Origin of the sequence: Paenibacillus sp. NAIST15-1, assembly GCF_001894745.1 — a bacterium.
GTDB lineage: Bacteria > Bacillota > Bacilli > Paenibacillales > Paenibacillaceae > Paenibacillus_B > Paenibacillus_B suaedae.
The window spans coordinates 78,677-92,299 of the sequence record NZ_BBYF01000004.1 but is presented as its reverse complement, the minus strand read 5'-3'; the positions used below and the strand labels follow the sequence as shown (position 1 = coordinate 92,299).

Sequence of the window (13,623 nt, the reverse complement as noted above, 5' to 3'; positions counted from 1 at the left end):
AGATGCTTCATGAAACCGATGAATTACCAACAACAATACTTGAAAACCAAAGTAGAGACTGCTAGCCCAGGTGAATTGACACTCCTTTTATACGAAGAATTGTTTAGGAAATTGAGTATGGCCAAAAAATCATTTCATATGAATCAATTCGATGAAATGATGCCTAAAGTTCATGGAGCGCGTGAAATATTATTTGAGTTAATTTCTACATTGAATATGCAATATGATATTTCCAAACAGCTTTATGCATTATATGAATATTATTTGTATTGCATTAATCAATTTATTATCTCCAAGGACGAAAAATTTCTTGAAGAAGTTATCCAATTTGCAAAGGATTATGCCGAAACATGGAAGCAGGCATTGCTAATTTCCAAAAAGGGTAACAGCTAATGAACAAGTATGAAGTAGGAAAACGTATCATTGATATTTACAACTTATTTCTGAATACAATGAAGACAGAGTTATATTTGCAGCATGAAGAAGAGTTGGATGAATTATATAAATTATTGCAACTTGACGGTGAAGTAACGGAATCTTTACTTGAACTCTATAAAGAAATATTGATTCTAAATCAACAGGTGGCACAATTACTTCAGCAACTGCAGTCAACGAATCGAAAGATGCAACAAGTATCGTATAATTCATATGCCCAAGCTACGGATTCTTATTTTATGGATAAAAAATGGTAAATATACTTTAGTTCAATGAATGTGGAGGAATTATTGTGAGAAAGGTTAAGCGCATTTTGGCTATTGTGCTCACATTGCTAATTGTAACTGCACAGCTCCCTATCCAGGATGCATATGCAGCGAGTGATTATGTAACAATGACCAGAACAATCAATCCAGCTAGTATTCTGGTAGGAGAGGAAGCAGAGGTTCAACTTGGCATACAAGGTACGCCGCCGGTAAACGTCGTAAAACCAAATGATGTAATTCTTGTTATTGACAAGTCAGGAAGTATGGGCCCTGACTATGGTCCAAATAATGGCGAGAATAAGATGAAAAATGCAGTTGATGCTGCCAAAGGGTTTGTAGATTTAATGGATTTCAAGAAGCATAGAGTTGGGGTGGTTGATTTCAGTTCAAAAGCCGACTCTTTTGAATTAACTTCTGATCCTCAAGCTGCAAAAAATTACATTGATACTATTAAAGCAAATGGTAGTACGGCAACAGGGGATGCAATTGATAAAGCAATCAAGTTGCTAGAAAATCATCGCCCAGATGCACAGCCTGTAATTGTCCTGATGACAGATGGTGCAGCCACAGTAGGCGGAGATGGCTTGGATGCATACAAATATGCATTGAAAAAAGCGGAACAAGCCAAAGATGCAGGTATTGTATTTTATACGATCGCATTGCTTTCACCAAAGGAAGATCCTATAACTAGTGCCCCTAACAAGTTGATGATGGATATGGCAACGACTGCACATCATCATCATTTTGTTCTGGGATCAACGGGATTATCTGAAATTTATTCAGCCATTGTAAAAGAAATTGGTCTTGCCAGTGCATATGATGTGACTGTAACTGAAGTTGTAGACGACGCATTTGAAATTGTACCAGGTTCATATGAACATAATATACCTAAACCACAGGTTAACGGCAACACCTTGGTATGGAACTTTTTGGAGTTAAAAACAGATAAGCTTCAGTTTACCTATAAAATCAAACATAAATCCGATAAGGGGGCTGGAAAGTTCTCTGTCACAACCCCCAAATCTATTATCACATACAAGGATTATACTGGTGCACCTAGAAACTATTCACCAGATAAGACGGTTCTTGAAGTCAAGTACCCAGCACCAACGATAACATCCGTTACTCCAGATAAAGCCAAAATTGCTGGCGGAGAAAAAATAAAGATTGCTGGAGAGCATTTTAGACCAGGATTGAAAGTATTAATTGGAGGCATCGAAGCTTCTGATGTATCATTGGTTAATGATAAAGAGATTGATGCAACGGTTCCTGTAGGCAAGCAGGGACAGACAACATTACAAGTAATCAATGATGATCGCCAAGCAGCAACTGCACCCTTTAATTATCTTGCAGATCCTGAAGTTTTAAAGATTGACCCAACATCTGGCCCGCTTGCTGGCGGTACTAAAATAATGATTACTGGCAAATATTTTTTACCTGGAATTAAAGTGAAAGTTGGCGAGAATTATTCCCCAACTGTGACTTATCATAGTGATGTTTACTTGCACGCAGTAACACCTGCCGGAGTAAAACCTGGCTTGGTTAATATCACAATTGAAAATCCAGATGGCACACAATCTGAATTGAAAGATGCATTCCGATATAATGAGCCGCCGAAATTGGAATTAAAATCGGTTTCCCCAGCAGAAGGGATAACTACTGGGAATGAGACCGTTACTTTAGAGGGCCAATTATTCGAAAAAGGCACTAAAGTATTTTTTGGAGATAAAGAAGTTGAGAAAGTTATTTACTACTCGGGAGAAAAGTTAACTATTCAAACGCCAGTTTGGGCAAAAGAAGATGCTATTGACGTAAAAGTCGTTAATCCAGACGGTAGTAAGTCAGTGCTCGCACAAGGCTTCAAATATCTTTTACCTCCGCCTCCGAAAGCACCTTCTGTAAGCAGTATTACGCCAAAGAATGGTCCAATGGAAGGCGGAACAATGGTTTATATTGACGGTAGTGATTTTGTAGAGGGTGTTAAAGTCCTATGGGGTGGAATTGAACTTCCTACAACTTTCATAGGGAAGAATAGACTCTCAGTTCGTACGCCAAGCTGGAACGCTCCAGAGAGCATCTCGATTAAAATAACTAATCCAGATCTTCAATTCGTTGAAGTTCCAAACGCATTTACGTATGATGCACCACCTGAGTATCCAGCTCCAGTTGTTACGGCTGTGAACCCGAATCATGGGCCGATGGCAGAACCAACGATTATTTATGTCGATGGTAAGGATTTCCAAAAAGGTGCAAAGATGTTCTTTGTACATAATGGAAAAGAAATAGAACTTAGTGCAAACTATGTAAATGCTGGTCGTATGTCGGCTCGTACTCCAGTGGTAGACTTTAATGGAACTGTTAGTATTAAAGTGGTTAATCCAGATGACAAATCAGGCGAACTAGCGGATGGCTTTACCTATGATGCTCCACCTGTATTTCCGGATCCTGTGATTCAAAGCATTACACCGAACAGCGGCAATAAAAATGGTGGTGTCCTTGTAGAAATCGTCGGCACGGATTTCCAAAAAGGTGCAACTGTTACTTTTGGTACGACAACGGTAAAATTGGCTGCATTTATGAGTCCAACTACAGTAAGGGCTTACGTTCCTGCTGTAACTGATGCTGGAAGTGTTGATGTAACTCTAACTAACCCAGATGGGAAGTCGTTTACTCTACCAAACGGATATACGTATGAGGAATTCAAACCGGAGATTACGAAAGTGTCCCCTAATCATGGACCAATGTCTGGTGATACAATCGTTTATATTGACGGCATGTATCTGGAGAAAGGACTTAATGTAACCTTTAATAATAGTCCGGTAAATTACACATATGTAAATAGTTCCCGTATTTATTTCCGTACTCCTGCAACGACAACACCAGGAAAAGTTGAAATCGTGATAACGAATCCATCAGGGGTTTCAACAAATGCGGAATTTACTTACGACGAACCGCCTGCACTACCGAGTCCGACATTGCGTTCTGTATCTCCTTCTTCTGGAGCATTATCTGGAGGTACGATCATCTATATTGACGGATCAAATTTCGTTAAAGGAATAAAAATTGTATTTGATGGAGTAGAGTATCCAGCTGATTACGTCAATTCTGGAAGAATAAAATTTAGAGTTCCTGCTGCAGGTGCTCCTGGAGTAGTAAGCTTTAAAGTTATGAATCCAGATGGAAAAGAATCAGATACTTCATTAAACTTTGAGTACAAATAATGGGAAAGGGATCTTCTTAGGGGAAGATCCCTTTCTTTAAGCAATAGATGGTTTAAGGAGTGAAAAGAGTGAAACAAGTTACGCTACTGCCTGTTTACATGAAACAATTCTCCTGTATTGGTGGGGATTGTGAAGATACATGCTGTTCAGGTTGGAGAATTGACATTGATAAAGCGACATACAAAAAATACAAAAATGTCAGGGAACCTGGAATGAAAACCAAGCTTAGCCAAGGACTGAAAAGGAATAGAGCTCAGGCAGATACGTCTGGAAGCTATGCCTACATAAACTTGGATAGTAATTGCATGTGCCCGCTATTGAATGAAAAGGGGCTTTGCGGGATTCAGGAGAAGTTAGGCGAGCATATGTTATCATCAGTATGCGCAACTTATCCAAGAGTATTAAACAGTGTAGACAGTATTGCCGAATTGTCTGCAAAACTATCTTGTCCAGAAGCAGCAAGATTAGCATTATTAAATCCTGGGGGCATTGATTTTGAAGAGTTTGAACAAGATATTAAATCCGAATGGATTGTTACAAAAAGTATTGGAAAGCAAGAGCCAACTTTTAAGAAAGAATTGCTCTGGAAACTTAGGGTTCTTGCGATAGATATTATTCAAAATCGTAAAATGGCGATTAGCGATCGATTGATTATGCTAGGTTTGTTTACTGACAAATTGCAAAAATATCTTGGAGAGAAACAGTACGATCAAATAAGTGAACTGATTAAAGAATATTATGTGAAAATGAATCATGAAGGTTACATTGATAGTTTTAATCAAATTAAAATAAACTTGAAGCTTCAAACTAGAATAATTACAGAATTGGTACAAATAAGAGCAACTATGGGTTATTCTACAGATAAAACCACGGTTTTCCATAATAATATGGTTGCAGGACTAACTTTAGGGAAAAACGAAGATGATGATATACGAGAATTGATTGAACGGAATTTTTCGTTAAATTATAAAAATCACTATCAACCTTTTTTGGAGAAATATGAATTCATACTTGAAAACTATCTTGTAAATTATATTTACAGCTCTTTGTATCCGAATATAACTAAGAATGATGTGTTTGATGAATATGTCCAAATGTGTGTTTTATATTCTATTATTAAAATTTTTATGATCGGTATAGCAGGATATAATAAAGGTTTGACATCAGACGACGCGGTGAATGTTATTCAAAAAATTTCCCGGCAAGTTGAGCATAATTCCAAGTACCTGAATCATGTTAAACAACTTCTCAAGGAACATCATTTTGATACATTAGGGCATCTAGCCACGATGGTGAAGGACAGTGAGGTTGAATCGCTTAATTTTGATTAATTTGATTTGAGATTTTTTTTAATAATTATAAAGGGAAAATTTCCAATAATCTCATTGACAACGCTTCCATCCGGTGATATAGTCGAACTTGTGAAGGATAAAAACTTCACGGCATTTGAAGATGAAGGGAATGTTATCGACATGCAAGGTAAAGTAAAATGGTTCAATGCTGAAAAAGGTTATGGCTTCATCGAAACTGCAGAAGGCAACGACGTATTCGTACACTTCTCCGCTATCCAAACTGACGGTTTCAAGACTTTGGAAGAAGGTCAATCCGTAGAATTCGATATCGTGGAAGGCGCTCGCGGTCCACAAGCGGCTAACGTAATCAAACTGTAATCATACCGACGTGAGTCGAATTATATATGATTCCGATTAGCTACACACCCCTGGCTTGATGCCAGGGGTTTTTAGTTTTTTCATGGTCTGTTATTTCGAATTGCTACTGTTTATGTTCAGTGGTTGTCCAAGATCCTCTTTATAGCTGTTTAATGAGCTTCAATGAGCTGTAAAGCGCAACCACATGAACATGATTTAACAAGACTTGCCGGTACCTTTCCCAATGTTCTGATTCCAGCTCATTGACAACCATATAAGCCGTTTTATAACCTGAGGATAAGGGTAAATAAAGATACGGAATTGTAAACGGATTGTAACCGTTTTTTTGATTCCTCCATCATAGCTATGGTATAATAAAGGTATCCAAAGGAGGAGTGCTATATGGAATATAAAGTTCGAGGTCAGAACATTGAAGTCACAGACGCACTGCTTGACTATGTCGAGAAGAAATTGAGCCGACTGGAACGGTATTTTGAAACTCCCCCTGCTTCAGGCGCTAACGTTACACTCAGCGTCATTAAGGATGTACACAGTATTGAAGTAACAATTCCATTACCGGGTTTGCTGCTGCGGGCCGAACATCGAAGCAAGGACATGTATGCATCGATCGATGGCGTCGTAGACAAGTTGGAACGGCAGATCCGCAAGCATAAAACGAAAGCCAACCGCAAGTTCCGTCAGGTTGGTGCAGCGGCAGAGCAGCTGTTCCGTGAACAGTCTACAGCAGCACCAGTTGCGGTGGAGGAAGAGGATGAGCTGGAAGTCGTACGGACGAAGCGATTCACACTGAAGCCGATGGACGTAGAAGAAGCAATCCTGCAGATGAATATGATTGGCCATAACTTCTTCGTATTCTCGAATGCGGAGAGCAAGGAAGTCAATGTTGTATATCGCCGTGATGACGGTCGTTACGGATTGATTGAACAAGGCTAAGAACGGGCACATTGAGTTCTCAGCTGCCATGTAGGGCAGAGAGCTCACCCGATTACCAAAAAAGGACTGAGCCTATTTCCACAACGGAATGGGCTCTTTTCACGTATATATAATAGTACGAGTTTTCAGAAGGTGCGATTTGTACCTCATTTTCAAATGCCTTCTATTAATATAGTGTAAATTTTCTTTTTGTTGCTGGAAGCAGGATAGCCCACGGTATGCCGCTACATTCGTGTGAAAATGTGATGAAAGATCGCCGAAAACATGCCCAGCGGCGGTTGCGGGACCCTGTTGAAACTGTTACAATTTATTGCAAAACGAGTCGATGTTACCGTTCTTGTGTAGAAGCTTGAATGAAGGATAGAGAACGGCCATAAAATCACGATCGGATTTGCGTGAAAGGGGTTAAGCATGCTAGGACTTGTAAAGAAAATATTCGGCGATGCCAACGAACGCGAAGTTAAGCGGCTCTTGAAGACGGTTGAGGTTATTAACGGTCTGGAACCCGAATTCGAGAAATTATCCGATGAACAATTACAATCGAAGACGGTGGAATTCCGTGAGCGTCTTGCAAAGGGCGACACATTGGATCAGCTCTTGCCAGAAGCATTTGCTACAGTGCGTGAAGCTGCAAAGCGTACGCTGGGCATGCGTCATTATGATGTACAGCTGCTCGGTGGTATGGTGCTTCATGAAGGCAAGATCGCTGAGATGAAGACAGGGGAAGGTAAGACACTCGTCGGAACACTTCCTGTATATTTGAATGCGTTGGAAGGGAAAGGCGTTCACGTCGTTACCGTCAACGATTACTTGGCATCCCGCGACAGCGAGATTATGGCTCAAGTATACAATTTCCTGGGGATGACAGTTGGTTTGAACCTCTCTGGTATGGACCACAACATGAAGCAGGAAGCATATGCGTGCGATATTACGTATGGTACGAACAACGAGTATGGGTTCGACTATCTGCGTGACAACATGGTGCTTTATAAAGAGCAAATGGTTCAGCGTCCACTGAATTTCGCAATCATTGATGAAGTGGACTCCATCCTCGTTGACGAAGCGCGTACGCCGCTTATCATTTCTGGACAAGCTGCTAAGTCGACAGAGCTGTACTTCGTTGCAGACCGGTTCGTTAGCCGCTTGAAAGGTGAAGAGGACTATACGATTGATGTGAAGACGCGTCAAGTTGCACTTACAGAAGCAGGTGTGGCTAAGGCGGAGAAAGCACTCGGCGTGGAGAACCTGTTCGATGTGAAGAACGTAACATTGAATCACCATATCCAACAAGCGTTGAAGGCTCACGCGATTATGCGTCTGGATGTTGACTATGTCGTAAATGACGGCGAGATTGTTATTGTCGACGAATTCACAGGCCGTATGATGGCTGGCCGTCGCTATAGCGACGGCTTGCACCAAGCAATCGAGGCGAAAGAAGGCCTTGAGGTGCAAAATGAGAGCATGACGCTCGCAACAATTACATTCCAGAACTACTTCCGTATGTATCGCAAGCTTGCCGGTATGACGGGTACTGCGAAGACAGAGGAAGAAGAATTTAAGAGCATTTACGGCTTGGAAGTTATCCAAGTGCCGACGAATAAGCCGAACCAACGTAAAGACATTCCGGATGTCGTCTATAAGTCGGAAAATGCGAAATATAACGCGGTTGTAGAGGAAATCGTGAAGCGCCACAAAAATGGCCAGCCAGTCTTGGTTGGTACGGTGTCGATCGAGAACTCGGAGCGCTTGTCTGACATGCTCCGCCGCAAGGGTGTGAAGCACCAAGTCTTGAATGCGAAGTACCATGCGGAGGAAGCGAATATCATTTCTAGCGCAGGTCAACCGAACCAAGTAACTATCGCCACGAACATGGCGGGTCGCGGTACGGACATTATCTTGGGTGAAGGCGTACAGGAAACAGGCGGCTTGCACATTATCGGTACGGAGCGCCATGAGAGCCGTCGTATCGATAACCAGCTTCGTGGACGTGCTGGACGTCAGGGCGATCCAGGTTCCTCGCAGTTCTATCTGTCCTTGGAAGACGAATTGATGCGTCGTTTCGGTGCGGATAACGTGCTTGGCATGATGGAGCGTCTTGGATTTGAAGAGGATCAGCCTATCGAGTCCAAGCTGATTACGCGTGCTGTGGAATCTGCACAGAAGCGAGTAGAAGGCAACAACTTCGACTTGCGTAAAGTCGTCCTTCAGTATGATGACGTTATGAACCAACAGCGAGGTATCATCTACAAGCAGCGCTTTGAAGTGCTTGATTCCGAGAATATCCGCCAAATCGTGTTGGATATGATCAAGCCATGCATCGAGCGCGTCGTAGATGCGCACTGTAATGAAGATGATATCCCAGAGAACTGGGATCTGGACGAAGTCGTGAACTACATGCATCGTCAAATGCTTGACGAGGGTACAATTACGAAGGATGACCTGTGGGGCAAGGAAAAAGAAGAAATTACGGAATTCCTGTTCAGCAAGGTTATGGAGAAATATACAGAACGCGAAGAGCGCATCGGGCCAGAACTTGTGCGTGAATTTGAGAAGGTTGTCGTGCTTCGTGCCGTAGACTCCAAGTGGATGGATCATATCGATGCGATGGATCATCTGCGTCAAGGGATTCACCTTCGTGCGTACGGCGGTACGGATCCGCTGCGTGAATACCAATTCGAGGGCTACGAAATGTTCAACAGCATGGTAGCTTCTATCCAAGAAGAAGTGTCCACATACATTATGAAGGCTCAAGTAGAGCAGAATGTAGAACGTCAAGCTGTCATAGAAGAGAGCAAGATGTCTACGAATGCAGAACCTGCTGAGAAGCGTCCTGTTGTAAAGGGCGAAGTGGTTGGCCGCAACGACCAGTGCCCTTGCGGAAGCGGCAAGAAATATAAGCAATGTCACGGTAAGCAAGACTAATTGGCTGAACGAGTTTTATGCCGATTATAGTCATGAATACTCTTGCATCGGATATACACCGCTGCATAGACAGTAATAAACAGCATATTCATGGTGGATAGAGGCCAATGCGCAGCTCTCCACATGATAGACCCGAACGGGCGGCCGTATAGCCGCCCGTTGTTCGGGAGAAGGAAGCGACACTGCTCCCTTCCTAACCAATTTTGCCGAGGTGGTATTATGATGATCGACGCAAGTGTACGTCACAATATGCGCAGCATCGCAGCTAAACTTACAAACCTTAGGGGGTCTCTTTGACTTCGATCTGAAGCAAGAGATGATTGCCAACTTCGAGGAGAAGATGGCTGCACCGGACTTCTGGGATGACAATGACAAAGCGCAAGGACTTATCTCCGAGATGAATGCAATCAAGAGCATTGTTGACCAGTATGGGAAGCTGAAGCAGGATTATGACGACAATGAAATGATGCTCGAGCTGGCAGAGGAAGAAGACGATGAATCACTAGCTGAGGAACTGACAGCGAATGTTGAACAACTCTTGGCTAGTATTGAGAATTTCGAGCTTCAGCTTCTGCTGAGCGAGCCTTATGATAAAATGAACGCCATTTTGGAGCTGCATCCAGGTGCAGGCGGTACCGAGTCTCAAGACTGGGGCCAAATGCTTCTGCGCATGTATACACGCTGGGCAGAGAAGCGCGGCTTCAAGGTCGAGGTACTGGATTATCTGCCAGGCGACGAAGCAGGCATTAAGAGCGTGACGCTGCTTGTTAAAGGATATAACGCTTACGGTTATTTGAAGACGGAGAAGGGTGTGCATCGTCTCGTTCGTATCTCGCCATTTGATTCCTCTGGCCGGAGACATACTTCATTTGTATCCTGCGACGTCGTGCCTGAGATTACAGACGACGCGGAAATTGAAATCCGTACAGAGGATTTGAAAGTTGATACCTACCGTGCGAGCGGTGCGGGTGGTCAGCACATCAATACGACGGATTCTGCTGTTCGTATTACCCATATTCCAACGGGCATCGTCGTGACATGTCAGACGGAGCGTTCGCAGATCAAGAACCGTGAGCGTGCCATGACTCATCTTCGTTCCAAGTTGTATGAGCGCAAGATTGAGGAACAACAGAAGCAGTTAGCAGAAATCCGTGGTGATCAGATGGAAATCGCATGGGGAAGCCAAATTCGCTCCTATGTATTCCATCCGTACAGCATGGTCAAGGACCACCGGACGCAGGTGGAAACCGGAAATGTCGGCGCCGTGATGGACGGCGACTTGGATACGTTTATTGACGCGTACTTGAGAACCTTAATTCAACCATCATCTGAAGCATAAATATGTTGGTACCGACTGCGAAAACCTGCGCCGATCTTTGATTGGGGCAGGTTTTTTGTTGTGCTTGAATGCTTTACCATGCTAGAGAGTGCACATAATAAGATAGGTTCATGGCACAGGATACAGATTTCTTGCCAAGTAATTCGACACCGCGGAGTTCTGGGATACTGTGAAGTAGTGTGACTCCGCTAAGTACTACGGCACTGCCAAGTATTGCAACAACGCCAAATGGTTCAACACTGGCAAAACGGCAGCACTGCAGAGAATTATGTGACACCACCGAGTACCACGTTACCATAGCTGCAATACCATACTGTGTATTACGAAGGAGAGACATTATGCCCCATACATCGGATTCATCTATTTCTCAATCGAGGAAACCTCGGCGTAACAACAATGGCTTACTGCTTCCATATGATCATCCCATGCGGGCAGTAATGGATTACGCCCTGCTTTTCCTTGGAGCCTTTATTATGGCGCTTACGTTCAATACATTAATGCTGCCGAACAAGATCGCATCAGGGGGCATTTCGGGTCTATCCATCTTGCTGGAGAGTCAATTTGGGTGGAACCCTGCAATTACGCAGTATGCATTCAATATACCGCTCTTCATTTTAGGGGTATGCTTGCTAGGCAAGCAGTTCGGGATTCGGACACTTGTAGGTTCCGTTTCCTTGCCGACCTTTATCTATCTCACACAACATTTAGGGCCTGCTACGGATAATCCGCTGCTTGCGGCTATTTTCGGTGGAATAGGGATTGGCTTGGGTCTAGGTATCGTATTCCGCGGTCGTGGCTCTACCGGAGGCAATGCCATTACCGCACAGTTGCTGAGTACTTTCGGTAAAATCAATATTGCACTGTCTGTCGCGATTTGTGATGGGGTTATCATTTTGCTTGCCGGATTCATGCTTTCCTTTGAAAACGCCATGTATGCACTCATCGCTTTGTTCGTCACGAGCAAGACGATCGATGTGGTCCAGGTAGGCTTGGGTTATACGAAGGTTGCATTCATTATTAGTGATGAAGCCGATAAAATTACGGATACGATTCTGCATGATCTTGATCGGGGATTGACGAAGCTGCAGGGCGAAGGCGGCTACACGGGCGAAGGACGCACCGTTCTCATGGTCGTCGTCGGTCAGAGCGAAGTATATAAGCTGAAGGCGATCGTCCGCTCTGTGGATCCGCAGGCATTTGTCATTATTAGTGATACGAATGAGGTATTAGGCGAGGGATTTAAGGTGCAAGCGTAAAAAGAGCAAGAAGAGCAAGAAGAGCAAGTCACACTTATGCCTAATAAGGTCTACAAGATATTCATTCGTTGCATAAGCTGTTCGATTTTATTCATAAAACGCAGTTCTACTCTGCATATCATGCCCCGCATGTATGTAGAGGGAGCTGCGTTTTTTATTTGCGTTCAAGTTATCCTCATTGTAAAATCCGCTTATTTATCTCCGCTATCCCTATGTATCATGGGTTCTGGCCGATATCTCCTCTTAGTTTCATGATCTATCTTTTTATCTTTTTCGTAAAGAAAATGAAATTTCATGGAAAAATCATTGTATTTATATAAATACAGACGTATAATGATACATATTATTCATGAGGGATCATTTTCCTATACGTGGCAGCCGTTTTAGGGCAGCAGCAGTACCTCGAAGTTTATACCTATCACAACGAAGCATACTTTCAAGAGTTAATACGAGAGCAGTGAGGAATGGAGAGAGTGGAAATGAATCTAGAGAAGCATGTACGAGTAGCCATTGTTGGTTCTACTGGCTACGGCGGTGTCGAACTTATCCGGTTGTTATTGAATCATCCGAATGTCACAATCACATCGGTCATTTCAGCATCAAGCGCAGGAGCACCCATTGCAGAAGGCTACCCGCATTTGCATGAAGTGATGTGCGATACGTTGGACGGGGTGGATGTGGAAGAGATGCGAAGGAAGGCAGACGTTGTGTTTACAGCAACTCCTTCCGGTGTGAGCGGACAGTTGGTGCCGAAGCTGCTGGAGGCAGGACTTGCCGTCATCGATTTGTCCGGGGACTTCCGCATCAAGGATGGCGAGCTATATACGACATGGTATAAGCACGCTGCTCCACCGGAAGAGTGGCTAGCGGAAGCCAAGTACGGCTTGTGTGAGTTGTACCCAGAACGTGGATATGCAGAAGGGCGTAAGTTCATTTCCAATCCAGGCTGCTACCCAACGGCAACGCTGCTCGGACTCATTCCAGCACTGCAAGCAGGATGGATTCAACCTGACAGTCTCATTATTGACGCGAAATCCGGCGTTTCCGGAGCTGGTCGAGGCGTAAACTTAGGCGTTCATTATGCGGAGATTAATGAAAACTTCAAGGCCTACAAAGTTAACAAGCATCAGCATATCCCGGAAATCGAGCAGGTTCTTAGCGAGGTTGCACAGCAGCCAGTAACGGTGACGTTCACCACGCACTTGGCGCCGATGACTCGCGGCATTATGTGCACGATGTATGCGACGCTTGCAGGGACATATATCGAAGAGGACTTTATATCCCTCTATCAAGAGTATTATGCAGGACGGAGATTCGTTCGCATTCGTCCACAAGGACAGTGGCCGGCAACGAAGGAAGTGTTCGGATCGAACTTTTGTGATATCGGTTTTGCCGTAGATCGGAGAACAAAGCGGGTAACGATTATTTCCGTTATCGACAATGTCGTCAAGGGCGCGGCAGGCCAAGCGATACAGAATTTGAATCATATGATGGGATGGGGCGAGGCGACGGGGTTGATGCTCACACCAGTGTACCCATAACGTGAACATAAATACGGATAGCATGAAGCTATCCAATGAA

General features: G+C 43.6%; 10 protein-coding genes. All 10 read left to right on the top strand.

Annotated features, from left to right (window positions below):
* Nucleotides 1-9: 9 nt before the first annotated feature.
* Entirely contained in the window at nt 10-393 is a 384-nt protein-coding gene (gene fliS, locus PBN151_RS11365; protein WP_083545104.1) for a flagellar export chaperone FliS, read from the top strand.
* A complete protein-coding gene (locus tag PBN151_RS11360) occupies nt 393-692 on the top strand; it encodes a hypothetical protein (RefSeq protein WP_072729041.1) in 300 nt (99 codons plus the stop codon). The genes fliS and PBN151_RS11360 overlap by 1 nt, the downstream gene beginning before the upstream one ends.
* A 65-nt stretch (nt 693-757) precedes the next feature.
* Entirely contained in the window at nt 758-3,922 is a 3,165-nt protein-coding gene (locus PBN151_RS11355) for an IPT/TIG domain-containing protein (protein ID WP_227774614.1), read from the top strand.
* Between the two features lie 68 nt (nt 3,923-3,990).
* On the top strand, nt 3,991-5,253 hold the full coding sequence (fliB, locus tag PBN151_RS11350) for a flagellin lysine-N-methylase (RefSeq protein WP_072729039.1): 1,263 nt from the start codon (nt 3,991-3,993) through the stop codon (nt 5,251-5,253).
* A 141-nt stretch (nt 5,254-5,394) separates the two neighbouring features.
* Nucleotides 5,395-5,592: a cold shock domain-containing protein gene (locus tag PBN151_RS11345; protein ID WP_021257113.1), complete on the top strand. Its 198-nt coding sequence runs from the start codon at nt 5,395-5,397 to the stop codon at nt 5,590-5,592.
* A 381-nt stretch (nt 5,593-5,973) separates the two neighbouring features.
* On the top strand, nt 5,974-6,525 hold the full coding sequence (gene hpf, locus PBN151_RS11340) for a ribosome hibernation-promoting factor, HPF/YfiA family (protein ID WP_021257112.1): 552 nt from the start codon (nt 5,974-5,976) through the stop codon (nt 6,523-6,525).
* A gap of 411 nt (nt 6,526-6,936) precedes the next feature.
* A complete protein-coding gene (gene secA / locus PBN151_RS11335) occupies nt 6,937-9,447 on the top strand; it encodes a preprotein translocase subunit SecA (RefSeq protein ID WP_072729038.1) in 2,511 nt (836 codons plus the stop codon).
* Nucleotides 9,448-9,669: 222 nt separating this feature from the next.
* Nucleotides 9,670-10,786, top strand: a protein-coding gene (prfB, locus tag PBN151_RS11330; protein ID WP_139295337.1) for a peptide chain release factor 2 whose coding sequence is annotated in 2 segments (ribosomal slippage) — nt 9,670-9,741 and nt 9,743-10,786 — 1,116 coding nt in all. Because the reading frame shifts where the segments join, the coding sequence is not laid out codon by codon here.
* Between the two features lie 338 nt (nt 10,787-11,124).
* On the top strand, nt 11,125-12,042 hold the full coding sequence (locus PBN151_RS11325; protein WP_021257108.1) for a YitT family protein: 918 nt from the start codon (nt 11,125-11,127) through the stop codon (nt 12,040-12,042).
* 479 nt (nt 12,043-12,521) lie between these two features.
* On the top strand, nt 12,522-13,583 hold the full coding sequence (gene argC / locus PBN151_RS11320; RefSeq protein WP_072729037.1) for an N-acetyl-gamma-glutamyl-phosphate reductase: 1,062 nt from the start codon (nt 12,522-12,524) through the stop codon (nt 13,581-13,583).
* Nucleotides 13,584-13,623: the final 40 nt, after the last annotated feature.